Raw genomic sequence first — 24,499 nt, 5'->3', positions numbered from 1 at the left:
TTCTACCAGCGCGGCACCGGACTGTCAGTGAATGACGCCGTCTGACTCATCAAACACCAGCTCTTCCATCTGCTGGTAGGCATTTTCACTGCCCGGTACGTTGAACAGCACCATCATGACGACCCACTTCAGGTCATCCAGCTCGATATCCGGCTTGTCCAGCTCGAGCAGGCGCTCGATACAGATCTCGCGGGTTTCGGCATTCAACACCTGGGCCTGTTCCAGAAAGAGCAGGAAGCCGCGGCACTCGGTGCTGAGGCGTGCCAGCTCTTGCGGAGCATAGATACGCATCGAGCCTTGCGCGCTGGCGGTAACATAGACCTCCCGCTCGCTATCGTGCAGATTGGCCAGCCGCTCCAGCCAGTCGAGCGCCTTGTCGATCTCTTCTTTATCGAAACCGGCCCGGCTCAACTCGTCGGTGAGCTCATCCTGCTCGACCATCACATCTGCATCGCTGTGGATGTAGGTCTCGAAAAGGTACATCAATACATCAAACATGATTCGCCCTCCTCGCTCTGACGTATCCACCGGCTACCGCCATCACTGCACCGGCCAGCTCCAGCTCTACCAACCTGCCCAATACCACTTCGACAGGAAGCTGGGCCCGCTCGGCAACGGTATCCACGCTCGTGGTCTCATAATCTACGTTATCCAACAAATCGGCATAAGGCAATTCGCTATTATGCGGTTGCTCAGATGGTGTGACCGACGGATCTGGCCGTACGACCCACTCTGGCAGCTCTTCCACTATATCGGCCGCACTCAGCACAAGTTTGGCCCCCTGCTGAATTAATCTGTTACACCCTATAGCCTGGGCATTTTGCGGGGCGCCGGGTACCGCAAACACTTCACGCCCCTGTTCAAGCGCATAGCGAGCTGTGATCAGCGAACCGCTCTGCTCGGTCGCCTCCACCACCAGAGTCCCCAGCGACAGACCACTGATAATACGGTTGCGACGAGGAAAATGTTCAGCCAGCGGTCCTTTATCCGGCGCCAGCTCGGATATAAGCAAACCACTGCTCTCCAGAATCTGACCTGCCAGCCCCTGATGGCGTTTGGGGTAGAGGCAATCCAACCCGGAACCCAATACTGCAAGGGTGATACCACCACAAGCCAGCGCTTGCTGATGGCAAACACCATCGATACCAAGCGCAAGGCCCGAGGTGATGGCTAACCCGCATCCAACCAGCTCGCTACAGAGGCGGGAGGCATTATCTTTGCCTGCATAGGTAGGATGGCGTGTCCCCACCATTGCCAGCTGGGGTAGCGACAGCGTAGCAAGATCGCCACGACAGTAGAGCAACAGGGGGGCTGCGGGGATTTCCCGCAACAAGGGTGGATAAATCGGGTGATCTTGCGGAATAAGGAGATTGTCAGGCAAAGCGGTCCAAGCCAGGCTCTGCTCAACCACCGGCGAGGGCCAGCGCAGTTGTTTGATCTGCTCTGACGACAACCCCATACCATGCAGCTGCGCTTCGTCGCTCTGGAACAGGGCCTCAATACTTCCCCCGGCCCGCTCCAACAGACGTGCAGCGGTCACCGGACCGATACCGGTGACCGCATCGAGAGTTAGCCAAAGCGCCAGACGCGCGTCGGGGTAGTTCACGTCAGAAGTGAGTGACCTGATAGCCCGCACTCACCATGTCGTTACTCTGCATGATGAGACCGTAACTCAGCTTGTCATACACCTTGAACAACATGACACGGGCAATCGCTTCAGAGGGCAGTGGTGCCTTCTTGTTGCTGCTGTAAAACACCCGGTTAAAAACCGACGAGAGCTCCTTGTACTGTACATCGCCATTCTTGGTGACCAGAGCAGCACCGGGCCGTCTGACATCCAGTACATCCCCAGCGACCAGTTGATCGCGGCCACCCCGGTTGATCAGCACCACATCAAACTTGCCACCGCCCCGGGTCTTGTTCGGCAAATCGATGATATAGCCCGGCGTGATGGCAGGTGCCGCTTTCGGTGTGAAGACGGCGGGCATGTTCTCCTGAGCGGGCAGCGGCATCACCTTGTCGCCCTGCAGCACTTCGCGCTGGTTATGAGTCAGAGTCACCTCAGTCCGATCGCCATCAAGACGCGCCACGGCCCGCACCACACCGGCAAAGATCGCCTCCTGGCCCAGCAGTTCACCGGTTTCGCGATCCTTGTAGACCACTCCGGGGTGATAAATGCCATAAACCTGCCCCGGAGTCAGGGAGCCCTGCACATAGAGGGTGTCCCCCTCCAGCATGCCGATATGCTTCTGATCCGACCCCAGCAGATAGGGCAAGGTTTTCTGCTGCTGGCTATCAGCCAAAATATGGTCGGTTTGCAGGAAGGGGCCTATCTCGCTGATAGGCAGGGTCGGAATGGGGTTGGCTTTGTTCTCGTAACGGGTTTTCGGGCCGAGACGGATAACTTGCTTGCCCCCCTGCATCGCCTTGCCGAGTTGGGGTTCACCATTGACCCAGCTCAGATGCAGTACATCACCGGGGTAGATCCAGTGAGGATTGGCAATCTGCGGATTGATGTTCCAGAGGCGGGGCCAGAGCCAGGGTTCGGAAAGATACTTGCCGGAGATATCCCACAGGGTGTCGCCTTTTTGCACTACATAGCTTTCGGGGTAACCCGCTTTCAGCCTCAGCTGATCGGCCACTGCTGCCTGACTCACGGTCACCAGCAGGCAGGCGAGGATGGTTTGCTTCAGATACATAACACTCCCTGTTACTTCTGTACGCAAAGTGTTGCTGTTTTTTGTCGGCGTAAATGACTAGAATTACGCCAATATTGACTGCATTTATAAGAAACTAAAGAAAAAACTATGGCCATTCTAGATGTATTGCGTTTTCCCGATGAGCGCCTGCGCACCGTTGCAGCCCCTGTCGAGACCTTTACACCCGAGTTACAACAGATTGTAGATGATATGTTCGAAACCATGTACGCGGAGGAAGGCATTGGCTTGGCCGCGACTCAGGTCGACATTCACCAGCGCATCATAGTGATCGATGTCTCTGAAAACCGTGAAGATCCTCTGGTATTGATCAATCCGGAGGTCATCGAGCAGTGCGGCAGCACCGGCATTGAAGAGGGTTGCCTCTCCGTGCCCGGCAGCCGTGCTCTGGTGCCTCGCGCCGAACAGATCAAAATCCGCGCCCTGGATCGCAACGGCAAGCCGTTCGAGCTGGAAGCCGACGATCTGCTCGCCATCTGCATCCAGCATGAGATGGATCATCTGGTCGGCAAGCTGTTTGTGGATTACTTGTCCCCGCTCAAGCGCCAGCGCATTCGCCAGAAGCTGGAAAAGATGGCCCGTGAAGATCGCAAAGTCCTCTGAGGATCTGCCCCATTGAATAAGCTGAAACTGATTTTTGCCGGTACTCCCGACTTCGCCGCCCGTCACCTGGCGGCGTTGTTGTCTTCCGACCACGAGGTCGTTGCCGTTTATACCCAGCCTGACAAGCCCGCTGGCCGTGGCCAGAAGCTCACCGCCAGCCCGGTCAAAGAGCTGGCATTGGCCCACAACCTGCCGGTTTACCAACCTGCCTCTCTGCGCAAGGAAGAGGCGCAAGCCGAACTGGCCGCCCTTGGCGCCGACCTGATGGTGGTAGTTGCCTATGGCCTGATCCTGCCCAAGGTGGTGCTCGATACCCCGCGTCTGGGCTGCATCAACGTCCATGGCTCCCTGCTGCCTCGCTGGCGCGGTGCCGCACCGATCCAGCGATCTATCTGGGCGGGCGATGCCGAAACTGGCGTCACCATCATGCAGATGGATGTGGGATTGGATACCGGCGCCATGATCCGCAAAGTGACCTGCCCCATCGCCGCCGACGAGACCTCCGCCAGCCTCTATGACAAGCTGGCCGAGCTGGGCCCGCAGGCACTGGTCGACACCATCAATGCCATGGCCGCCGGTGAAACCGCTGCCGAGGCGCAAGATGATGCGCTGGCCAACTACGCCGAAAAGCTCTCCAAGGAAGAGGCCCGCATCGACTGGTCGATGGAGGCTGTTGCCATCGAACGCTGCATCCGCTCGTTCAACCCCTGGCCCATCAGCTGGTTTGAAGTGGCTGACCAGACCGTCAAGGTATGGCAAGCCGCCGTCATTGACAGCGACCACGGCCAACCCGCCGGCACCCTGCTCAAGGCCGACAAGCAGGGGATCGATATCGCGACCGGCAAAGGGGTACTGCGCCTGCTGACCCTGCAACCGCCCGGCAAGAAGGCGATGTCCGTTTCGGATCTGCTCAACTCTCGCCGCGACTGGTTTGAACCCGGCACGCAATTGAATTGAACTGGATTGAATTGACACAAGCGGGGCCCAGGCACCGACTTGCGCATCTAAGGTAACTCTATGAAAACACGTGCACAGGCCGCTCTCGTTATTCAACAGGTGCTGGATCAGGGTCAATCCCTCTCCGCTGTTCTGCCTGCTGCCCAGGAGAAAGTTGCACCTCGCGATCGCGCTCTCCTGCAAGAACTCTGCTACGGCACCCTGCGCTGGCTACCCCGCCTCGATGCGGCAGTCAACGAGATGATGGACAAGCCGCTCAAGAATAAGAGCCGCATTTTCCACTACCTCATCCTGGTCGGTCTCTATCAACTCATCTACACTCGCATTCCGGCTCACGCCGCGGTGGCCGAGACCGTCAACGCCGTCAAACTGCTCAAGGGCACCTCCCTGCGTGGCCTCATCAACGGCGTGCTGCGCAACTTCCAGCGCAGCGCCGAAGTCATTTTGCTGCGTATCGACCGCGTTCCCAGCATTCGCCTCGGTCATCCGGAGTGGCTCACCAAGCGCCTGCGTCAGGCCTATCACGATGAGTGGGAATTCATCATGGAGGCGAACAACCAGCGCCCCCCCATGTGGATCCGCAACAACAGCCAGCGCCAGAGCCGCGATGCCATGCTGGCTCGCATGGCTGAAGCCGGCATCAATGCCGTGGCCGGTGAAGAGGGAGAGGATTGCATCCTGCTGGAGCGTCCCTGCGATGTGACCAAGCTGCCCGGCTTCGAGGTCGGTGACTGCTCGGTACAGGATGGTGCAGCACAACAGGCCGCGGCACTGCTCGACCCGCAACCGGGTGAGTGGGTGCTGGATGCCTGCGCCGCCCCCGGCGGCAAGACCGCCCACCTGCTGGAGCGTCAGCCCAAGCTGGCCGGGGTGGTCGCCGTTGATGCCGACGAGAACCGCCTCAAGCGGGTGCAGGAGAACCTGGATCGCATCGGCCTGACCGCCAAAGTGATCCACGGCGATGCCGCGGCACCGGAACAGTGGTGGCCGGAGGGCCAGTTCGACCGCATCCTGCTGGACGCCCCCTGCTCCGCCACCGGTGTTATCCGTCGCCACCCCGACATCAAGTGGTTGCGCCGTGATCAGGACATCCGCGAGCTGGCCGAGCTGCAGCGCCGCATTCTCAATGCCCTCTGGGGCAAGCTGAAGAGCGGCGGCACCCTGCTCTACGCCACCTGCTCCGTCCTGCCGGAAGAGAATCGCGACCAGATCCGCGCCTTCCTTGCCGCGACCAAAGATGCCAAATTGGTACCGTTGCACGAACAGGACACCCCGGACTGCCCGGGTCGCCAGTTCCTGCCGGGTGAAGCCGAGATGGATGGCTTCTACTACGCCAAGCTGGTCAAGCTGTGACGCTGACATGCTTCTTCCGGGGCAATCGCCATGCAGGTGAAAGGCCCCTTTACTGCCTCAACGTGAGTAGACGTTCCCTATGAAAATCATCATTTTGGGAGCCGGCCAAGTCGGCGGCACTCTGGCCGAGAACCTGGCCGGAGAGAACAACGACATCACCATCGTCGATACCGACAGTGAGCGCCTGCGCGAACTGCAGGACAAGTTTGACCTGCGGGTGGTCAACGGCCATGGCGCTCACCCCAAGGTGCTGCGCGAAGCGGGGGCTCAGGATGCCGACATGCTGGTCGCCGTCACCAACAGTGACGAGACCAACATGATCGCCTGTCAGGTGGCCTACTCCCTGTTCAACACTCCGAACAAGGTGGCGCGGATCCGCTCGCCAGCCTATCTGACCGAGCGGGATCGCCTGTTCCTGCCGGAATCGGTGCCGGTGGATCACCTGATCGCGCCGGAGCAGTTGGTGACCGACTATGTGCGTCGCCTGATCGAATATCCGGGCGCCCTGCAAGTGGTTGATTTTGCAGGTGGTCGCGTCGGTCTGGTGGCGGTCAAAGCCTACTACGGAGGCCCGCTGGTGGGCAACGCCCTCTCGACCCTGCGCGAGCACATGCCCAACATCGAAACTCGGGTAGCGGCCATCTTCCGTCAGGGCCGCCCGATCCGCCCGCAAGGCACCACCATCATCGAAGCGGATGACGAGGTCTTCTTCGTCGCCGCCGCGGGCCATATCCGGGCCGTGATGTCGGAGCTGCAGCGCCTCGAGAGCCCCTACCGCCGCATCATGATCGTCGGTGGTGGCAACATCGGCGCCGGTCTCGCCCGCCAGCTGGAAAAGCGCTACAGCGTCAAGCTCATCGAGCGCAACCAGAAGCGGGCGGAGCAGCTCTCCGAACTGCTGGAGAACACCATCGTCTTCTGCGGCGATGCGGCGGATCAGGAGCTGCTGGCCGAGGAGCACATCGACCAGATCGACGTCTTCATCGCCGTGACCAACGAGGATGAGGCCAACATCATGTCGGCACTGCTCGCCAAGAAGATGGGCGCCAAGAAGACCATGGTGCTGATCCAGCGCGGCGCCTACGTCGATCTGGTGCAGGGTGGTTCCATCGATATCGCCATCTCGCCGCAACAGGCCACCATCTCGGCCCTGTTGACCCACGTGCGTCGGGCCGATATCGCCAACGTCTACAGCCTGCGCCGCGGCGCTGCCGAGGCGATCGAAGCGATAGCCCACGGTGACGAGAACACCTCCAAGGTGGTCGGCAAGACGGTGGGCGAGCTCAAGCTGCCGCCGGGCACCACCATAGGTGCCGTAGTACGCGGAGATGAGGTGCTGATCGCCCACGATCGCACCAAGATCCAGCAGGATGACCACGTGGTCATGTTCCTGGTGGACAAGAAGTACATCCCGGAAGTGGAGCGGCTGTTCCAGCCAAGCCCCTTCTTCCTGTAACGTCTTCATGCGCACAGGCTGTCAAACCAGACCCGGCTCAGCTCCCCCAAGGGGATGGTCCGGGTCTTTTGTTAATCAACGACCAGGTTATCGAACATGATCAAGCTGCGTCCCATTATCTTCACCCTCGGGCTTGTGCTCTCCAAGCTGGCGCTCTTCATGTGGCTGCCCACCTTGCTGGCACTGCTCACCGGGTCAGAGGGATTTGTCGAGTTTCTCAAGTCCGTGCTGATCACCCACGGCGCTGCCCTGCTCTGCCTCCACTACGGTCGCAAGGCGGAGTTTCATCTGGGGGTGCGGGAGATGTTCCTGCTCACCACCTCGGTCTGGGTGGTGGCCTGTATCTTCGGGGCGCTGCCCTTTGTCTTCATCACCCACATCAACTTCACCGACGCCTACTTCGAGACCATGTCCGGGGTGACCACCACGGGTTCCACCGTGCTCTCCGGCCTCGACAACATGGCCCACAGCATCCTGTTGTGGCGTTCCATCCTGCAGTGGCTGGGCGGGGTCGGCTTTATCGTGATGGCGGTTGCCGTGCTGCCCTACCTCAACGTCGGCGGCATGAAGCTGTTCCAGACCGAGAGCTCGGACTGGTCGGATAAAAGCGCCCCGCGTGCCAAGACGGTCGCCAACAACATCGTCGTGGTCTATCTGGTGCTCTCCATGCTCTGCTTCATGGCCTACTGGGCCAGCGGCATGAACATGTTCGAAGCGATCAACCACGCCATGACCACTCTCAGTACCGGCGGCTACTCCACCTCCGATCAATCCATGTCCCACTTCTCCAACTCGGCCCACTGGATTGGCACCCTGTTCATGTTCCTCGGCGGCCTGCCCTTCCTGCTCTATGTGCAGAGCCTCAACCACAGGGACAACAGCCTGTTCAAGGATGCCCAGGTGCGTGGCTTCTTCTGGCTGGTGGTCTGGGTCACCGTCATCATGACCTTCTATCTGTGGGAGAGAGACCTGTTCGGCTTCTGGGATGCCCTGCGTATCAGCTGCTTCAACATCGTCTCGGTGCTCACCACCACCGGCTACGGCCTTGGTGACTTCGGCACCTGGGGGCCGCTCGCCAGCATCGTCTTCATCGTGCTGCTGGCGCTTGGCGCCTGCTCAGGCTCCACTGCGGGCGGCCTCAAGATCTTCCGGGTACAGGTGGCATTCGCCCTGTTCAGAAAGCAGATGCGCCAGCTGATGCACCCCTCTGCCGTCTTCCCCCAGAAGTACAACGGCCGGACGGTCAATGACGCCATCATCCGCTCGATGATCTCCTTCGTACTGGCCTACTTCGCCATCATTCTGGTGATAGCCGCGCTGCTGGGTGCCATCGGGCTTGACCCCCTGACAGCCATATCCAGCTCCATCACCGCCGTTGCCAACGTTGGCCCGGGCATGGGCCCGGTGGTCGGCCCCAGCACCAACTTTGCCAGCCTGCCGGAATCGGCCAAATGGCTGTTGTCATTCGGCATGCTGCTGGGACGACTGGAGATCCTGACGGTCGCCGTGCTCTTCTTCCCCTCCTTCTGGCGCCAGTAATCCCTCACTGCAAGCCAGCAAAAAGCCGCAGCGTTCACACGCTGCGGCTTTTTTATCTCACCCATCCCCACGACCTTCGCTCTACGCTCATCAGCCCCATTACCGGATGGCCTGAACGAGCTCATCAGGATGGCCAGAGCGGATCACAAGCATAAAAAAACGGACCCAAACCAGAGGTTTGGGTCCGTTTATCAGTGAACCGTCAGCGGCCGCAAGGGCTGCCGAGACTCAGCACATAGCATTAACCACGGCCAGAGCGCTTACGATCCAGCTCAGTCAGCAATTTCTTGCGGATACGGATGTTCTTCGGAGTCACTTCTACCAGTTCATCGTTGTCGATGAACTCGAGAGCCTGTTCCAGAGTCATGCGGATCGGCGGAGTCAGCACTTGAGCTTCGTCGGTACCGGAGGCACGCATGTTGGTCAGCTGTTTGCCTTTCAGGCAGTTAACAGTCAGGTCGTTGGAACGGGAGTGAATACCGATCACCTGGCCTTCGTACACCTCGGTCGCGTGACCGATGAACAGACGACCGCGGTCTTGCAGACCAAACAGGGCGTAGGTCAGTGCTTTACCGGTAGCGTTGGAGATCAGCACGCCGTTCTGACGCTCGCCGATGCTGCCACCCTTGTGCGGACCGTAGTGGTCGAAGGTGTGGTACAGCAGACCGGTACCTGAAGTCATGGTCATGAACTCGGTCTGGAAGCCGATCAGGCCACGGCTCGGGATCATGAAGTCCAGGCGGACACGACCCTTGCCATCCGGGGTCATGTTGGTCATTTCGCCTTTACGCAGACCCAGTTGCTCCATCACGGAACCCTGGTGCGCTTCTTCCACGTCCACAGTTACAGTTTCGAACGGTTCTTGCAGAACACCATCAACGGTACGCAGGATTACTTCCGGACGGGACACAGCCAGTTCGTAACCTTCGCGACGCATGTTTTCGATCAGGATGGAGAGGTGCAGCTCACCACGACCGGATACACGGAACTTGTCCGGATCATCAGTCTCTTCCACACGCAGAGCCACGTTGTGGACCAGCTCCTGGTTCAGACGCTCCAGAATGTTACGGGAGGTCACGAACTTGCCTTCTTTACCAGCGAACGGCGAGGTGTTGACCTGGAAGGTCATGTTCACGGTCGGCTCGTCAACGGAGAGCGGCGGCAGGGCTTCAACGGCACCGTTGTCACAGATGGTGTCGGAGATTTTCAGCTCGCCCAGACCGGTGATAGCGATGATGTCACCCGCTTGCGCGTCGGTAACTTCAGTACGGGACAGACCCAGGTAACCCAGCACCTGACCGACTTTACCATTACGGGTCTTGCCGTCAGCACCAACGATGGTGACTTGCTGGTTGGTCTTGACGCGACCACGAGTGATACGGCCGATACCGATAACACCCACGTAGGAGTTGTAGTCCAGCTGGGAGATCTGCATCTGGAAACCACCTTCGGCATCAGCCTTCGGCGCTTCAACGTTGTCAACGATAGCCTGGAACAGCGGCTCCATGTTCTCGGACTCGACGTCCTGATCCATGGTGGCCCAACCGTTCAGTGCAGAGGCGTAAACAACTTTGAAATCCAGCTGTTCATCAGTCGCGCCCAGGTTGTCGAACAGGTCGAATACCTGATCCATTACCCAGTCAGGACGAGCACCCGGACGGTCAACCTTGTTGATGACCACGATCGGCTTCAGACCCTGAGCGAACGCTTTCTGGGTCACGAAACGGGTTTGCGGCATCGGGCCGTCTACGGCGTCAACCAGCAGCAACACGGAGTCAACCATGGACAATACGCGCTCTACTTCACCACCGAAGTCGGCGTGACCCGGGGTATCAACGATGTTGATGCGGTAGTCATTCCAGCGGATCGCAGTGTTCTTGGCGAGAATGGTGATGCCACGTTCCCGTTCCAGATCATTGGAGTCCATGATCCGTTCCTGGCCTTCCGTGGAGCGGTCCAGGGTGCCGGACTGCTGCAGCAGCTTATCAACCAGAGTCGTTTTGCCGTGGTCAACGTGCGCAATAATCGCAATATTGCGTAAATTCTCTAACATTCTCGCCTCAATCACCGGGTAAAATTGGGCGCTAATTGTACTCTTGCCTTTGTGATCTGCCTAGCAGAATTGCAGTACATTCGCGCATAACAACAGATCTGGATCATAGACCTCTCTGACAAACCCTGCTTAGATGGGCGGTGACCGTATTTCGCGCACCATTACAGTGCACCAAAACGATCCACCATCGCACTAAATTGATGCAACGCGAGTCGAGATCGCCTGATTTTGGGGAGCCTCTTCAGCGAGATTGCCCTGAAATCAAGCTGTCACAAACTTGGCACGATACTGGCTTATGTGAATACGACGACGCATTCACCCAGAGAGTTTTAACACCGGAGGTTACTTAGCATGTCAGCCCAGAACGTTTTGGCCCTGATCCAGGAACACGAAGTCAAGTTTGTTGATCTGCGCTTTACCGACACCAAGGGTAAAGAGCAGCATGTATCCATCCCTGCTCACCAGGTTGATGAAGATTTCTTCGAAGACGGCAAGATGTTCGATGGTTCCTCCATCGGCGGCTGGAAGGGCATCAACGAATCCGACATGGTACTGATGCCGGACGCAGCCTCCGCCAAGCTGGACCCGTTCACCGAAGAGACCACCCTGAACATCGTTTGTGACGTGCTGGAGCCTGCCACCATGCAGGGCTATGACCGCGATCCGCGCTCCATCGCCAAACGTGCAGAAGATTTCCTGAAGTCCAGCGGCATTGCTGACACCGTGCTGTTCGGGCCGGAGCCGGAATTCTTCATGTTCGACAACATTACTTTCTCCAACACCATGGGCCACAGCTTCGTGAAAATCGAATCTGAAGAAGCCGCATGGAACTCCGGCACTGCCTATGAGCATGGCAACAAGGGTCACCGTCCGTTCGTGAAAGGCGGTTACTTCCCGGTTGCACCGGTCGACTCCTCCCAGGATATCCGCGCCGCCATGTGTCTGGTGCTGGAAGAGATGGGCCAGGTCGTTGAAGCTCACCACCACGAAGTGGCCACTGCCGGTCAGAACGAAATCGCTACCCGCTTCAACACTCTTACGCTGAAAGCTGACGAAGTGCAGGTACTGAAGTACGTGATCCACAACGTGGCCCACGCCTACAACAAGACCGTGACCTTCATGCCGAAACCCATGTTCGGTGACAACGGCTCCGGCATGCACTGCCACCAGTCTCTGGCCAAGAACGGCGTCAACCTGTTCGCTGGTGACCTGTACGGCGGTCTGTCCGAGATGGCGCTGCACTACATCGGCGGTATCATCAAGCACGCCAAGGCTATCAACGCCTTCGCCAACCCGACCACCAACTCCTACAAGCGTCTGGTTCCGGGTTATGAAGCACCGGTCATGCTGGCCTACTCTGCCCGCAACCGCTCTGCCTCCATCCGTATCCCGGTGGTACCGAGCCCGAAAGCACGTCGTATCGAAGTGCGCTTCCCGGATCCGGCTGCCAACCCGTACCTGGCCTTCGCAGCCCAGCTGATGGCCGGTCTGGACGGTATCATCAACAAGATCCATCCGGGCGATGCCATGGACAAGAACTTGTATGACCTGCCGCCGGAAGAAGCCGCAGAAGTGCCGACCGTTGCCGGTTCTCTGGACGAAGCCCTGGCTGCTCTGGATGCTGACCGCGAGTTCCTGACCCGCGGCGGCGTGTTCAGCGATGACTTCATCAACTCCTATCTGGAACTGAAACAGCAGGATGTTGACCGCGTGCGCATGACCCCGCACCCGCTGGAGTTCGAACTGTACTACTCCGTCTAAGTCTCAGCAGACTGTCCGTTTAAATCTGGTCAGCTTACTTAATCGTGACAAAACCCGCCATCTGGCGGGTTTTTTCTCTGATAGGATTAAGCAAAATACCGTCAAGGAGAGATGGATGAACAACAAGCATGGCATCGGGCTTGTCGCCCTCCTGTTGCTGACCTCGTTTGGTACGCATGCCGCCAAGGTCTACTCCTGGGTCGATGGCAATGGCGTCACCCACTACTCGGATGCGCCACCACCCGGCAAAAACGCCAAAGAGGTCGATCTGCGGGTCGCCCCGCTGCTGGGCAGCAGCGCGCCCAGATCGGTGCAGGTGGATAACTTCAACAGCCTGACTGGCGCCGATGCCAAGAAAGAGAAAGAGGTTGCCAAGCTGACCATCGAACTGCTCTCCCCGGAACAGGGCAGCACCCTGCGCGACAACACAGGCAACATAGTCTTTCAGGGCCAGATCAGCCCCAAACCACCCACCCAGTATGATGTGCGCCTGACCCTGGATGGCAAAGCCGCCCCCATCGTCAGCAACAGCCTCTCTGTACGGGTCGAAAACGTCGATCGCGGCGCCCACGAGGCTCAGCTCGAGCTGCTCGCCAAAGACGGTACGATCCTTGCTAAATCCAGTGCAGTCACCTTTTACCTGCATAGAGCGAGCGTGACGCCGGCTCCCAAACCCACCCCCAAAGCCGACTAGGGGTGATATAGCGCACCGATGCGGGTAAACTCTATGCACCATATCGGTGCATAACAGGTGTGTAGCACCGTTTTAGGGAGAAACCTGTGCCAACCCGCTCGGACAACGCCAAAACACTCTTGGATAATTTGCTGACCGCCGTGATCCTGATGGATGAGCGGCTCTGCATCCAGTTCGTCAACCCGGCGGCTGAACAGCTGCTCTCTCTCAGTGAACGCAGGCTGATCGGCATCGAACTGCCCCATCTGCTGGAACATATCTCCCTCGATTTGCAGCGGCTCAAGCAGTGCCTCGTATCAGGGCAGGGCTTTACCGATAGCGAAGTGACTCTGGTGGTAGAGGGAGAACCGCGACTGGTGGAGCTGAGCGCCACCCCGATGGCCGACCACGAACAACGTCTGCTGGTGGTGGAGCTGCGCAAGATCGACCAGCAGAAGAAGATCAGCCAGGAGCAGCAGCAACATGCCCAGCAGCTGGCGGCCAAGGAGCTGGTGCGCGGGCTGGCCCACGAAATCAAGAATCCCCTCGGCGGCCTGCGCGGCGCGGCGCAGCTGCTGCAAAAAGAGCTGCCGGATCCGGCGCTGCGCGAATATACCGGCATCATCATCGAACAGGCTGACAGGCTGCGGGTACTGGTCGATCGGCTGCTCGGCCCCCAGCGCCCCGGCCGTCACCAGATGCACAATGTCCATTCGGTGCTGGAGCAGGTACGCCGACTGGTGGAGCTGGAGCTACCACCGACGGTGCGCATCGAACGGGATTACGACCCCAGCATCCCCGAATTCGAGATGGAGCCGGATCAACTGCAGCAGGCGTTTCTCAACATAGTGCGCAACGCCGCCGAAGCGCTGGGGGATCAGACCGGGCTTATCCGCATCAAGACTCGCACCGCGTTCCAGATCACCATCCACGGCCAGCGCTACCGGCTGGCGGCGGAGATCAAGATCATCGACAACGGCCCCGGCATTCCCGATGCCATTCGCGACACCCTGTTCTATCCCATGATCACCGGCAAGGAGGGGGGAACCGGGCTCGGCCTCTCCATCGCCCAGAACCTGATCGACCAGCACAAGGGGCGAATTGACTGCATCAGCTGGCCGGGTCACACCGAATTCACCATTTTTCTACCGCTTCGCAAGTAAGGGAACCCCATGACCGCCAAAGTGTGGATCGTCGATGACGACAGTTCTATTCGCTGGGTGCTGGAGCGCACTCTCGGCAGCGAAGGCTTCAACTGCGAAAGCTTTGCCGATGGCGAAGCCCTGCTGCACGCCCTTGAGCTGCGCTCGCCCGATGTGATCCTCTCCGATATCCGGATGCCCGGCATCGACGGCCTGAGCCTGCTTGAGCAGATCCATCGCCGTCAGGCCGATCTGCCCATCATCATCATGACCGCCCACTCGGATCTCGACAGCGCGGTCAACGCCTACCAGCGCGGCGCCTTCGAGTACCTGCCCAAACCGTTCGACATCGACGAAGCAGTGACCCTGGTGCGGCGCGCCGAGAATCACCTCAAGGAGCAGCGCACCAAGCGCAAGTCTCGCCAGCAAGAGGCGACAGCCACCCCGGAGATCATCGGTGAAGCACCGGCGATGCAGGAGGTGTTCCGCGCCATCGGTCGCCTGTCACGCTCCAGCATCTCGGTGCTGATCAACGGTCAGAGCGGTACCGGCAAGGAGCTGGTCGCCCACGCCCTGCACAAGCACAGCCCGCGCGCCCACAAGAACTTTATCGCCCTCAACATGGCGGCCATCCCCAAAGATCTCATCGAATCCGAGCTGTTCGGTCACGAGAAGGGGGCTTTCACCGGCGCCAACAACATCCGCCATGGCCGCTTCGAGCAGGCCGACGGCGGCACCCTGTTTCTCGACGAGATCGGCGACATGCCGCTGGATGTGCAGACCCGGCTGCTGCGGGTCTTGGCCGATGGCCAGTTCTATCGAGTCGGCGGCCACCAGCCGGTGCAGGTAGACGTGCGGATCATCGCCGCCACCCACCAGAATCTGGAAAAGCGGGTGGCCGATGGCGAGTTTCGCGAGGATCTGTTTCACCGCCTCAACGTCATTCGCATCCATATTCCTGCCCTCAAGGAGCGCCGTGAGGATATCCCCCAACTGGCCCGTCACTTCCTGCTGCGCGCAGCCAAAGAGCTGAACGTCGAGGCCAAGAGCCTGCACCCCGATACCCAGGCCTATATCAGCCGCCTGCCCTGGCCGGGCAACGTGCGCCAGCTGGAGAACGTCTGTCGCTGGCTCACCGTGATGGCATCCGGTCAGGAAGTGCTGGTCGGCGACCTGCCTGCCGAGCTGCTCACCCCCATCACCCACAACGCCGAACCGGGTCAACCGGCGTTGCCCGGTTGCTGGCAGCAACAGTTGCAGGAGTGGGTGGCCAGCAAGCTGGCGCTGGGAGAGACAGACATCCTGGCCGATGCCATGCCCCAGTTCGAGCGGATCATGCTGGAAACCGCGCTGGAACACACTCACGGCCACAAGCAGGAGGCCGCCCGCCTGCTCGGTTGGGGTCGCAACACCCTGACCCGCAAGCTGAAGGAACTCGATCTCTCCTGAGTCCCGGGGAAAAACGATTCCCATCACGCCCTGACAAATCACCGCCCGCCAGAACCCCGTTTAACCATAAACGGGGTATCTTTTTTGAAAGCCCCGCCTAGAATGGCAGGCTTTCAAACCTGACTCGACGAGGGCGCCCCAATGATTGACAGATCTCTCCCCCTGACCGACCTGCACCGCCATCTGGACGGCAACATCAGCCCGCAAACCATCCTCGAGCTGGGTCGCCAACACAATATCCCGCTGCCCGCATTCGAGCTGGAAGCGCTGCGTCCCCACGTACAGATCGTCGAGAACGAGCCGAGTCTGGTTGCCTTCCTGAAGAAACTGGACTGGGGTGTGGCCGTGCTGGCAGACTATGACGCCTGCCGCCGGGTCGCCTACGAGAACGTGGAAGATCTGCTGCGCGCCGGTATCGACTATGCCGAGCTGCGCTTCAGCCCGGCCTATATGGCCATGGCCCACAAGCTGCACCCGCAGGGCGTGGTGGAAGCCATCATCGACGGCGTGGCCGCGGGCAGCCGCGATTTCGGTATCAAGACCAACCTGATCGGCATCATGAGCCGCACCTTCGGCACCGAACAGTGCAATCAGGAGCTGGCCGCCTGTCTGGCCCACCGCGACAAGCTGGTCGCCATCGATCTGGCTGGTGACGAACTGGGCTTCCCGGGCGAACTCTTTGTCGACCACTTCCGCAAGGTGCGCGATGCGGGCATGCGCGTCACGGTGCACGCAGGTGAAGCCGCCGGCCCCGAAAGCATGTGGCAGGCCATTCGCGAGCTGGGCGCCGAGCGTATCGGCCACGGCGTCAAAGCGATTCAGGATCCGGCCCTGATGGCCTATCTGGCCGAACACCGCATCGGCATCGAATCCTGCCTCACCTCCAACATCCAGACCACTACGGTGGCGAGCCTGACCGAGCACCCGATCCGCCAGTTCCTGGCTGCCGGTGTACTGGCCTGCCTCAACACCGACGACCCGGCAGTAGAGGGCATCGACCTGCCGCACGAATATGAGGTGGCCGCTCCGGCCGCTGGCATGACGGCGAGCGAGATCCGCACCGCCCAGCAGAATGGCCTGACCCTGGCCTTCCTGAGCGATAGCGAGAAGGCAGAGCTGAGCGCCCGCGCTGCCAGCCGCTGATCCACACCGGCACTGCAAATAAAAACGGCCCACTTCGGTGGGCCGTTTGCTTTGCGGATTTCTGATAATGGGTAAGCACTTGGCCAGCTGACAGATAGCAAAAGGCCCAAACCGGGTTTGGGCCTTGGCTGATGGCGGTACAGGGGAAAAACTACTCCCGCTCCTTGTCGCGCTCCAGCGCCCGCTCCACCAACGGCTCGGGCAGGCTCTTGGTTACCTCCACCCCCAGCTCGCGGAAACGCTCGACCTGCGCAATCAGGTTGCCACGGCCGTTGACCAGCCGTCCCATCGCCTTGTCGTAGCTCTCCTGCGCCTTGTGCAGGCTGCCGCCCATCTGCTGCATCTCCTCGACAAACAGCCGCAGCTTTTCGTAGAGGCGACCGGCCCGCTCGGCGATCTGGCGAGCATTCTGGTTCTGCCGCTCGTAGCGCCACAGGTTTTCGATAGTGCGCAGCGCCACCATCAGGTTGGTGGGGCTCACCAGCAGGATATTGTTGTCGAGGCCGTAACGCACCAGCGAGGGATCGGCCTCCATCGCGGTAAGGAAGGCGGGCTCTACCGCCACGAACATCAGCACATAGTCGAGGGTGCGCACTCCGGGCAACTGCTGGTAATCCTTGCGGCCCAGCTCGCGGATATGGTTGCGCACCGAGGCGACGTGCTCTTTCAGCGCCACCGCCTTCTCCAGCTCGTCATCGGCGTTGAACCAGCGTTCGTAGGCGGTCAGCGACACCTTGGCGTCGATGATGATGTCCTTCTCCTGCGGCAGGTGGACGATGACATCGGGCTGGTAGCGCTTGCCCTTCTCCACCTCGATATTGACCTGGGTGTGGTACTCGTGACCCTCGCGCAAGCCGCATTCGCTGAGGATCCGCGCCAGCACCACTTCACCCCAGTTGCCCTGCTGCTTGCTGTCACCCTTGAGGGCGCGGGTTAGCGCTGCCGCCTCCTCGGTCATGCGGGCATTGAGCTCGGCGAGGCGCTCCAGTTCGAACTTGAGGCTGTGGCGCTGGGCCGTCTCCTGGGCGTGGGTCTCGCCTACCTGACGACGAAAGCCCTCGAGCTGCTCTTTGAGCGGGGTGAGCAGCAGATCGAGGCTGTTCTGGTTCAATTCGCGGAAGTTGCCGGAGTTTTGCTCGAAGATCCGGTTGGCGAGGTTCTCGAACTGCTGGCTGAGGCGCTGCTCCGCCTCCTGTTGCAGTTGCAGCTTCTCAGCGGCGGCCAACCGTTCGCTGCGCAGGGTCGCTTCCGCATCCTTGAGGCGGGCGGTGAGCTTGATCAGCAGGGTCTGCTGCTGATCCAGCTTCTGCTGGCCCTGCATCCGCTCATCCTGCAACTCGTCGAAGCGATCCTGCAGCGCTTGATGCCGCTCCTGCGCCAGCATCAGCTCCTGAGCCTGCGCCGTGGCGGCCCGCCGCCCGATCAGCCAGCCCAATCCGAGGGCCAGCACGGCGGCAGGCAGCAAGATCCCCCAGAGCCCGGGGTCAATCATTTGCGGCTCCGCTGACGCAGGAAGAGTTCGAGATAGCGGTTAACCAGGATCCAGAGCACCACGTAGATGAGGTAGGCGGCCAGCACCACCCACTTGTGGGTGTTGACGCCGGTATCGAGCTCGGCGAACTCGATACCCTTGATGCGGCAGTAGGCCCACATCAGCAGGGGAAAGACATAGAGCAGGGACGCACGCCAGAGAAATAGCCACATATGATTTCATTCAACCACGTAAAAAGACCCGCCTAGCTTACACAAGGGCAACTGCGCTTGCGATCCTGACGGCCGCTATTCTCTGGCCTGCTTCCCGAAACTTCGATAAAATTAACCCCTAATAGGTATCAGGGGCGAGCATGACTCACTATTTCCTCCGTTGGCTGACACAAGGTTGGCAAGCTTCCCGCAAGCCCGCCGTGGTTTGCCATGAAGCGCGCCCGCCATGGGCCATCGAGGAGTCCCAATACCTCTCCCTCTGCACCCGCTGTGGCGAGTGTTTCAAGGCCTGCCCGCGCGGTCTGCTCAAACCGGCCACCCAGGAGGAGTACGAGGGGAGCCCCATCGCCGGTACCCCGGTACTCGATCTCGCCTGCGGCCAGTGCAGCTACTGCGGCAGCTGCGCCAGAGCCTGTCCCACCGGCGCCCTCGACCTGCAACTGGGTCGGCAGGTGCAGACCCGGGTGCAGATTGAAGAGAGCTGTCAGGCACGGCAGGGCTTCTACTGCCTGCTCTGTGAAGATGCCTGCCCACAACAGGCGATCAAGGCCACGGCCGACGGCATCAACGTCAATATGGATGCCTGCAATGGCTGCGGTGCCTGCGGCCTCGCCTGCCTGCACGGCGCCATCACCCTGATCCGCCAGCCAGGCAGTCGCTAAAAACCACCTGCGTACAAAAGCAAAAGAGGCCATCAGGCCCCTTTCACATCTTGTTCAATATTCCGCGCCCCGTCAGGCCATGGTCACAATAGTCTCTTGCTCGATACCCAGCAGGTGGCAGAGACGGTTGGGATCGCGCACCGCATCAGCCAGAGTGTACTCACCCAGCACTTCGAGGAAGGCGTTCATGGCGCGGCGCAGAATGCCCTGAATGCGGCAGCCGCCGGAGAGACGGCAGTTCTCGCGCTTGCAATCGACCGGACAGAGCACATGCTCCATGTCCATCACCACATCCCGCAAATTGATGGAGACCGCCGAGCGACCGAGGCGGATGCCACCGTGCTTGCCGCGTACCGTCTCGATATACCCCTTGATGCCAAGCTGGTGCACAATTTTGACCACGTGGTTGCGAGAGATGCCAAAGGTATCGGCCACTTCGGTAATGGTCGACAGACGATCCCCCGGCTGAACCGCCAGGAAGGTCAGGGTACGCAGGGCGTAGTCGGTAAATCGTGTCAGTTGCATGGTCGCACTTGCCTCTTACTACAAGCCAGGAATCAGGACGACAACATTGAGCTAAGAGGCAGGAGACAACCGGTTTGCCTCTGTTTGCCCATTGGTTCGCCAGAGGGGGGGCCTGTCTCTTAATCTGAGTTGCGGAGTGACAGGTTAAGAGCAGCACAACCGGGTGTCGATGAAGATGCACATAAATCGACACTTTCTTTGATTGATCGCAAACTTGCCGGGTTAGCCCGGCGTTTACCCGCTTTATGGCGGGTAAATCTCCCGAATAGTCCCCCTCGCCAAGCCCCTTCGACCAGCAGCCAGATGGCCTGCGAACCGCCCCTCAATCGACCGTCAAAGAGATGGTTCAGTGAGGTTGTTTCAGCCAGTTTTTCAGGGCAACCGAGGGGATGGAGCTCTCTGAGGCGACGGCAAATGCGCCCCAGTCCACCGCGCACTGCAACGCATCCTTGATTGCCATGCCTCGCGCCAGCCCATGGATCAATCCGCCAGCGAAGGCATCCCCCGCCCCCGTGGTATCGACCACAGATACTGGCCGGGCGGCGACCCGGATCTGCTCATCGCCGTGGATGGCTACCGCCCCCGCTTTGCCTTCGGTCAACACCAGCCATTCAAGCTGCTCCCCCGCCAGCTGGCGGGCATGCTGCCAGGGGTCGCTCACCTCGCCGAGATCGGAGCGGGAGGCCACCAGCACATGGCAGGGGCGGCGCGCTTGGCCGCCCTTGGGATACTGGGCCACCACGAAGCTCTTGCCGAGCATCTGGCGCATGTAGCTGATGATGGCGGTGCCGGGATAGTTCACATAGACGCAATCCACCCCCTCCAGAGGCAGATCGCCGGGCAGATCGGGACGCCGCGGGCGGCGCAGTATGGTGCGCTCGCCGGTGGAGTCCACCAGGATCAGCAGTTCGCCGGTCTCGCCGCCAAAGCGTTCCACATGGCTGCAATCCAGCCCGTAACCAGCCGCCTGCTCCAGCAGCCAGTCGCCGGTCTCGTCCAGCCCGATACGGGAGGCGATGGTCACCTCGTGACCCGCCCACACCAGCCCTATGCCGGTGTTGGCGGCGCCACCGCCGAGCCTGCGCCCCTGATCCACATATTGCAGCCGGGCCCCCGCCACCAGCGGTTCGGAGAGGGAGAGCACATGATCACAGTTGAGATTGGCAAGCAGCAGAATGCGGGACATAGAGACCTCGGACGATGGAGATAGCCCAAAAGAGACAGGCTGAACCCCGAGTAGAGCCCAGCCTGACAGAAGAGACAACCGGCAGCGATCGGGAATCCGATCGGGATCAATAGATGGGCAGCTCCACCCCGGCCAGCAGCTCGTCGATGCGCGCCTGACTCGGCTGCTGCATCACGCTCTGGATCACCTCCTTGGTGAGGTGAGGTGAGAAGGAGCTGATGAAGTCATACATGTAGTTCTGCAGCAAGATGCTCTTGCTGAAACAGATCTGGGCCGGACAGGGCTTGAACAGGTGCTCCAGATTGATGGAGACCAGCCCGGGGCTGTCGGTGTCGTTGGCCACCAGCGAGGAGATGATGCCGATGCCAAAGCCCAGCTCCACGTAGCGTTTGATCACCCCGGCATCCATTACCGTCATGTAGTAGCTTGGGGTCAGCCCCGCCGCCTGAAACACCTCGTCCTGCACCTGCCGACCGGTGGCACCGCTCTCGTAACTGAGGATCGGGTAGTGGCAGAGCTGCTCCAGCGTCGGCTTCTTCACCTTGGCCAGCGGGTGATCCTGCGGCACCACCAGCGAGAGGGTCCAGAGGTAGGCTGGCAGCGCGATCAGCTCCTTGTCGAAGCCAATCTCGTGGGCAACGATAGAGAAATCGGAGTAACCCTTGCTGATCTGCTCCTTGCTCGCCGACATCACTGGATGGAGGTGGAACGAGATTTTGGGGTACTTCTTGGTGAAGTAGGTAACCGATTTGGGCAGCAGATAGCGGGCGATGGTGTGGGTAGTGTGGATGTTGAGGGTGCCCACGGTCGGATCCAGATACTCGCGGGAGATCGCCTTGATCTTGCTCTCGATGTTGAGCATCGCCTCGGCACACTTGATGATCTCCTCGCCCACCGGGGTGATGCGGTGCAGATGCTTGCCACGGCGCTCGAAGATCCGCACTCCCAGCTCGCTCTCCAGCAGGCCAATCTGCTTGCTGACCCCGGGCTGGCTGGTATAGAGCGCATCGGATGCCACCGAGACGTTGAGGTTGTGGTCCCGGATCGCGATCAAATACTTCAATTGCTGTAGTTTCAAGGCTTCACCCTCTCAAGCTGGTGCGGCGATCACGCCAGACAAACAGGCCGCCACAAAGGGCGGCCAGTGTATCATCCGATCCCGACATCGCAGCGCTTGATCCTTCATTTTGCTACAAAATCTAGCACCCGAAGGGGGTCGCTGACAAACCGGGCTCAGGCCGCACCAGCCCGCAGCGGCAGGATCCCCAGAAACTGCAGCAGCCACTGCATCATGGTCGCCGAATCCACCTCTCCCTCCAGCGAGGAGAGGCTGCTCTGGTAGCGCTCGTCGGGCAACAGGCCACGGCGCCGCTCGATCAGCGCCCGGTTGTACTCCACCGAGAACTCAGGATGCCCCTGAATGGCGACGATGTGATCCCCCTGCAAAAACATAAAGTTGGGACAAAAATCGTTGCCCGCCAGCCGGGTGGCTCCGGGGGGGAGCAGCGCCACCTGATCCTGATGGCTCGCCAGAATGCGGATATGATCCCGCGCCGGCGCCATCCAGGGCTCATCTGCCAGCATGGGGTGCACCGACACACCCAGCCCCCACCCCTTGGTAGACTTCACCACTTCGCCACCCAGTGCCTGGGCGATCACCTGATGACCGAAGCAGACACCGGCCAGCTTGACGTCGGCATCGTGCGCCTGACGGATCCACGCCCGCAGTGCCTGAATCCAGGGGATATCGCTGTAAGCATCGTGGCGCGAGCCTGTGATGAGCCAGGCATCGCACTCGTGCAGATCCTCCGGCAGCTCCCCATCGAGAGCCGACCAGACCCGAAATTCCAGTTCGGGGGCCAGGGCCGCAAAGCCCCTGATAAACATCTCGGAGTAAACGGGGCCAAAACGATCCGCCAGATCGGGATCGAGCCGGTCACAATCGAGAATTCCCAATCGCATCTGTTGTTCCTTTACAGAGTTCGCCCCCGCCAATCAACGACCGGCGGGGGCAAGAGGTTAGGCCATGAACACGCGCCAGCGCGTCACTTCATGGTCGGCATGGAGAACTCGGCACCACTGCGCAGGCTCTGGGGCCAGCGCGCCGTCACCGTCTTCATCCGGGTATAAAAGCGAACCCCGTCCGGCCCGTGCATGTTGAGCGGCCCGAAGATGGAGCGCTTCCAGCCACCAAAGCTGTGAAACGCCATCGGCACCGGAATGGGGACGTTCACCCCTACCATACCGACCTGCACCCGCGCCGTGAAGTCCCGCGCGGTGTCGCCATCGCAGGTAAAGATGGCGGTGCCGTTACCGTACTCGTGCTCGTTGATGAGCCGCAGCGCCGTCTCGTAGTCCGGTACCCGCACGATGGAGAGCACAGGGCCGAAGATCTCCTCGCGGTAGATGCGCATCTCGGGAGTTACCTCGTCAAACAGGCAGCCGCCGATAAAGTAACCCTCGTCGTGGCTCAGCGTGCGACCATCGACCCGCAGCGCGGCCCCTTCGGCCACCCCCTGATCAACGTAGCCGCGCACCTTGGCCAGATGCTCCTTGCTGATGAGCGGCCCCATCTCGTTCTCCGGGCTCTGGCCCAACCCCGGGCCCACCCGCAGTTTTTCCACCAACGGTGTCAGCTTGGCCACCAGCGCATCGGCGGTCTCGTCACCCACTACCACGGCTACCGAGATCGCCATGCAGCGCTCGCCCGCTGCCCCATAAGCAGCCCCCATCAGGGCGGAGACCGCCTGATCGAGATCCGCATCCGGCATCACCACCATGTGGTTCTTGGCGCCGCCCAGCGCCTGTACCCGTTTGCCGTGGGCCGAGGCGGTGGCATAGATGTACTGGGCGATTGGGGTGGAACCGACAAACGACACGGCTCCGACCCGCGGGTCGGTCAGCAGCACATCCACCACCTCCTTGTCACCGTTCACCACGTTGAGCACGCCGTCCGGCAGACCGGCCTCCTTGAGCAGCTCGGCCATCCGCAGCGAGAGGGAGGGATCCTTCTCGGAGGGTTTGAGGATAAAGGTGTTGCCGCAGGCGATAGCGACCGGGAACATCCAGAGCGGCACCATGGCCGGGAAGTTGAACGGGGTGATACCGGCGCAGACCCCCACCGGCTGCATCATGGAGTAGCTGTCCACACCGCGGCCGACGTTGAGGGAGTGCTCCCCCTTGAGCAGATGGGGAATGCCGCAAGCAAACTCCACCACCTCCAGCCCGCGGGTCAACTCACCCTGCGCATCGGAGAAGACCTTGCCGTGTTCGCGGCTGATGAGCTGGGCCAGCTCGTCTCTGTGCTGCTCCATCAACTCCTTGAAGCGGAAAAAGACCCGGGCCCGCACCAGCGGCGGGGTTTGCGACCAGTCGGCAAAGGCGCGCTCGGCGATGGCGATCGCCTCCTGACACTCGGCGGCGCTGGACAGCCCCACACTCCCCTGCTGCTTGCCGCAGGCGGGATTGAAGATGGCACCCTGGCGCTCGCTGCGACTCTCCTGCGGCTGGCCGTTGATGAAGTTGCTGACCCTGTATGTCATGTATCCTCCGTGATAACTGATGTGGTAAATGCGC

The 24,499-nt window shown here is 60.4% G+C and carries 22 protein-coding genes; 11 read left to right on the top strand and 11 right to left on the bottom strand.

Annotation, left to right across the window (positions count from 1 at the left end; translation table 11 throughout):
* Window positions 1–24: 24 nt before the first annotated feature.
* The 3 genes from AB5Y67_RS19530 to AB5Y67_RS19520 are packed head-to-tail and all read right to left on the bottom strand — an operon-like array spanning window position 25 to window position 2,699.
* On the bottom strand, window positions 25–498 hold the full coding sequence (locus AB5Y67_RS19530) for a DUF494 family protein (RefSeq protein ID WP_005339699.1): 474 nt from the start codon (window positions 496–498) through the stop codon (window positions 25–27).
* On the bottom strand, window positions 491–1,606 hold the full coding sequence (dprA, locus tag AB5Y67_RS19525; protein ID WP_199427680.1) for a DNA-processing protein DprA: 1,116 nt from the start codon (window positions 1,604–1,606) through the stop codon (window positions 491–493). Before dprA ends, AB5Y67_RS19530 begins: the two co-directional genes overlap by 8 nt.
* 1 nt (window position 1,607) lies before the next feature.
* Window positions 1,608–2,699, bottom strand: coding sequence for a LysM peptidoglycan-binding domain-containing protein (locus tag AB5Y67_RS19520; protein WP_021231485.1), 1,092 nt, complete (start codon window positions 2,697–2,699; stop codon window positions 1,608–1,610).
* Window positions 2,700–2,807: 108 nt separating this feature from the next.
* Between AB5Y67_RS19520 and def the strand changes: the two genes are divergently transcribed.
* The 5 genes from def to AB5Y67_RS19495 all read left to right on the top strand — a co-directional run bounded on the left by def (window position 2,808) and on the right by AB5Y67_RS19495 (window position 8,625).
* A complete protein-coding gene (gene def / locus AB5Y67_RS19515; RefSeq protein ID WP_005357510.1) occupies window positions 2,808–3,320 on the top strand; it encodes a peptide deformylase in 513 nt (170 codons plus the stop codon).
* Between the two features lie 12 nt (window positions 3,321–3,332).
* Entirely contained in the window at window positions 3,333–4,277 is a 945-nt protein-coding gene (gene fmt, locus AB5Y67_RS19510; protein ID WP_064338967.1) for a methionyl-tRNA formyltransferase, read from the top strand.
* A 60-nt stretch (window positions 4,278–4,337) separates the two neighbouring features.
* Entirely contained in the window at window positions 4,338–5,630 is a 1,293-nt protein-coding gene (gene rsmB / locus AB5Y67_RS19505; RefSeq protein WP_005341964.1) for a 16S rRNA (cytosine(967)-C(5))-methyltransferase RsmB, read from the top strand.
* A gap of 79 nt (window positions 5,631–5,709) precedes the next feature.
* A complete protein-coding gene (trkA, locus tag AB5Y67_RS19500) occupies window positions 5,710–7,086 on the top strand; it encodes a Trk system potassium transporter TrkA (RefSeq protein ID WP_005339689.1) in 1,377 nt (458 codons plus the stop codon).
* A gap of 96 nt (window positions 7,087–7,182) precedes the next feature.
* Window positions 7,183–8,625, top strand: coding sequence for a TrkH family potassium uptake protein (locus AB5Y67_RS19495; protein ID WP_069527008.1), 1,443 nt, complete (start codon window positions 7,183–7,185; stop codon window positions 8,623–8,625).
* A 241-nt stretch (window positions 8,626–8,866) separates the two neighbouring features.
* Here AB5Y67_RS19495 and typA read toward each other — a convergent pair whose 3' ends face one another.
* Entirely contained in the window at window positions 8,867–10,678 is a 1,812-nt protein-coding gene (gene typA / locus AB5Y67_RS19490; RefSeq protein WP_005339679.1) for a translational GTPase TypA, read from the bottom strand.
* A 351-nt stretch (window positions 10,679–11,029) separates the two neighbouring features.
* Between typA and glnA the strand changes: the two genes are divergently transcribed.
* The 5 genes from glnA (at window position 11,030) to add (ending at window position 16,846) form a co-directional block, all read left to right on the top strand.
* Complete coding sequence (glnA, locus tag AB5Y67_RS19485; RefSeq protein WP_005339672.1) at window positions 11,030–12,439, top strand: glutamate--ammonia ligase; 1,410 nt, start codon at window positions 11,030–11,032, stop codon at window positions 12,437–12,439.
* Between the two features lie 115 nt (window positions 12,440–12,554).
* Complete coding sequence (locus AB5Y67_RS19480) at window positions 12,555–13,133, top strand: DUF4124 domain-containing protein (protein WP_199427679.1); 579 nt, start codon at window positions 12,555–12,557, stop codon at window positions 13,131–13,133.
* 86 nt (window positions 13,134–13,219) lie between these two features.
* Window positions 13,220–14,275 (top strand): nitrogen regulation protein NR(II), encoded by a 1,056-nt coding sequence (gene glnL / locus AB5Y67_RS19475; protein ID WP_005341973.1) that lies wholly within the window; start codon window positions 13,220–13,222, stop codon window positions 14,273–14,275.
* A 9-nt stretch (window positions 14,276–14,284) separates the two neighbouring features.
* On the top strand, window positions 14,285–15,703 hold the full coding sequence (gene glnG, locus AB5Y67_RS19470; protein ID WP_005339666.1) for a nitrogen regulation protein NR(I): 1,419 nt from the start codon (window positions 14,285–14,287) through the stop codon (window positions 15,701–15,703).
* A 141-nt stretch (window positions 15,704–15,844) separates the two neighbouring features.
* Window positions 15,845–16,846, top strand: coding sequence for an adenosine deaminase (add, locus tag AB5Y67_RS19465; protein ID WP_150390116.1), 1,002 nt, complete (start codon window positions 15,845–15,847; stop codon window positions 16,844–16,846).
* A gap of 151 nt (window positions 16,847–16,997) precedes the next feature.
* Here add and rmuC read toward each other — a convergent pair whose 3' ends face one another.
* A complete protein-coding gene (gene rmuC, locus AB5Y67_RS19460; protein ID WP_150390115.1) occupies window positions 16,998–18,338 on the bottom strand; it encodes a DNA recombination protein RmuC in 1,341 nt (446 codons plus the stop codon).
* Window positions 18,335–18,550 (bottom strand): hypothetical protein, encoded by a 216-nt coding sequence (locus AB5Y67_RS19455; protein ID WP_075116079.1) that lies wholly within the window; start codon window positions 18,548–18,550, stop codon window positions 18,335–18,337. Before AB5Y67_RS19455 ends, rmuC begins: the two co-directional genes overlap by 4 nt.
* A gap of 140 nt (window positions 18,551–18,690) precedes the next feature.
* Here AB5Y67_RS19455 and AB5Y67_RS19450 point away from each other — a divergent pair, with 140 nt between their 5' ends.
* Entirely contained in the window at window positions 18,691–19,212 is a 522-nt protein-coding gene (locus AB5Y67_RS19450; RefSeq protein WP_005339657.1) for a ferredoxin-type protein NapF, read from the top strand.
* 72 nt (window positions 19,213–19,284) lie between these two features.
* Here the strand turns inward: AB5Y67_RS19450 and AB5Y67_RS19445 are convergent, their stop codons facing one another.
* The 5 genes from AB5Y67_RS19445 to AB5Y67_RS19425 form a co-directional block, all read right to left on the bottom strand.
* A complete protein-coding gene (locus AB5Y67_RS19445; RefSeq protein ID WP_005339654.1) occupies window positions 19,285–19,737 on the bottom strand; it encodes an Rrf2 family transcriptional regulator in 453 nt (150 codons plus the stop codon).
* 346 nt (window positions 19,738–20,083) lie between these two features.
* On the bottom strand, window positions 20,084–20,923 hold the full coding sequence (locus tag AB5Y67_RS19440) for a PfkB family carbohydrate kinase (RefSeq protein WP_325794015.1): 840 nt from the start codon (window positions 20,921–20,923) through the stop codon (window positions 20,084–20,086).
* A 106-nt stretch (window positions 20,924–21,029) separates the two neighbouring features.
* On the bottom strand, window positions 21,030–22,001 hold the full coding sequence (locus AB5Y67_RS19435; RefSeq protein ID WP_270905543.1) for a LysR substrate-binding domain-containing protein: 972 nt from the start codon (window positions 21,999–22,001) through the stop codon (window positions 21,030–21,032).
* Window positions 22,002–22,156: 155 nt separating this feature from the next.
* Entirely contained in the window at window positions 22,157–22,885 is a 729-nt protein-coding gene (locus tag AB5Y67_RS19430) for a glutamine amidotransferase (protein WP_167570671.1), read from the bottom strand.
* A gap of 83 nt (window positions 22,886–22,968) precedes the next feature.
* Window positions 22,969–24,465 carry a CoA-acylating methylmalonate-semialdehyde dehydrogenase gene (locus AB5Y67_RS19425; protein WP_167566080.1) on the bottom strand — a complete coding sequence of 499 codons (1,497 nt, stop codon included), beginning with the start codon at window positions 24,463–24,465 and terminating at the stop codon, window positions 22,969–22,971.
* Window positions 24,466–24,499 lie beyond the last annotated feature (34 nt).

It is taken from the genome of Aeromonas sp. s12, from assembly GCF_040907925.1.
In the GTDB taxonomy this organism is placed as follows: Bacteria; Pseudomonadota; Gammaproteobacteria; order Enterobacterales; family Aeromonadaceae; genus Aeromonas; species Aeromonas veronii.
Note: the sequence above shows the minus strand (reverse complement) of the source record. Positions and strands in the feature narration are given on the sequence as shown.

Excerpts from the sequence above, each read along its gene's own strand:
- rmuC (WP_150390115.1), bottom strand. The coding sequence starts at position 18,338 with ATGATTGACCCCGGGCTCTGGGGGATCTTGCTGCCTGCCGCCGTGCTG.
- add (WP_150390116.1), top strand. The coding sequence starts at position 15,845 with ATGATTGACAGATCTCTCCCCCTGACCGACCTGCACCGCCATCTGGAC.
- AB5Y67_RS19450 (WP_005339657.1), top strand. The coding sequence starts at position 18,691 with ATGACTCACTATTTCCTCCGTTGGCTGACACAAGGTTGGCAAGCTTCC.
- AB5Y67_RS19445 (WP_005339654.1), bottom strand. The coding sequence starts at position 19,737 with ATGCAACTGACACGATTTACCGACTACGCCCTGCGTACCCTGACCTTC.
- typA (WP_005339679.1), bottom strand. The coding sequence starts at position 10,678 with ATGTTAGAGAATTTACGCAATATTGCGATTATTGCGCACGTTGACCAC.
- def (WP_005357510.1), top strand. The coding sequence starts at position 2,808 with ATGGCCATTCTAGATGTATTGCGTTTTCCCGATGAGCGCCTGCGCACC.
- rsmB (WP_005341964.1), top strand. The coding sequence starts at position 4,338 with ATGAAAACACGTGCACAGGCCGCTCTCGTTATTCAACAGGTGCTGGAT.
- AB5Y67_RS19520 (WP_021231485.1), bottom strand. The coding sequence starts at position 2,699 with ATGTATCTGAAGCAAACCATCCTCGCCTGCCTGCTGGTGACCGTGAGT.
- AB5Y67_RS19430 (WP_167570671.1), bottom strand. The coding sequence starts at position 22,885 with ATGCGATTGGGAATTCTCGATTGTGACCGGCTCGATCCCGATCTGGCG.
- AB5Y67_RS19530 (WP_005339699.1), bottom strand. The coding sequence starts at position 498 with ATGTTTGATGTATTGATGTACCTTTTCGAGACCTACATCCACAGCGAT.
- glnA (WP_005339672.1), top strand. The coding sequence starts at position 11,030 with ATGTCAGCCCAGAACGTTTTGGCCCTGATCCAGGAACACGAAGTCAAG.
- glnG (WP_005339666.1), top strand. The coding sequence starts at position 14,285 with ATGACCGCCAAAGTGTGGATCGTCGATGACGACAGTTCTATTCGCTGG.
- AB5Y67_RS19425 (WP_167566080.1), bottom strand. The coding sequence starts at position 24,465 with ATGACATACAGGGTCAGCAACTTCATCAACGGCCAGCCGCAGGAGAGT.
- trkA (WP_005339689.1), top strand. The coding sequence starts at position 5,710 with ATGAAAATCATCATTTTGGGAGCCGGCCAAGTCGGCGGCACTCTGGCC.
- AB5Y67_RS19440 (WP_325794015.1), bottom strand. The coding sequence starts at position 20,923 with ATGTCCCGCATTCTGCTGCTTGCCAATCTCAACTGTGATCATGTGCTC.
- AB5Y67_RS19480 (WP_199427679.1), top strand. The coding sequence starts at position 12,555 with ATGAACAACAAGCATGGCATCGGGCTTGTCGCCCTCCTGTTGCTGACC.
- AB5Y67_RS19455 (WP_075116079.1), bottom strand. The coding sequence starts at position 18,550 with ATGTGGCTATTTCTCTGGCGTGCGTCCCTGCTCTATGTCTTTCCCCTG.
- AB5Y67_RS19495 (WP_069527008.1), top strand. The coding sequence starts at position 7,183 with ATGATCAAGCTGCGTCCCATTATCTTCACCCTCGGGCTTGTGCTCTCC.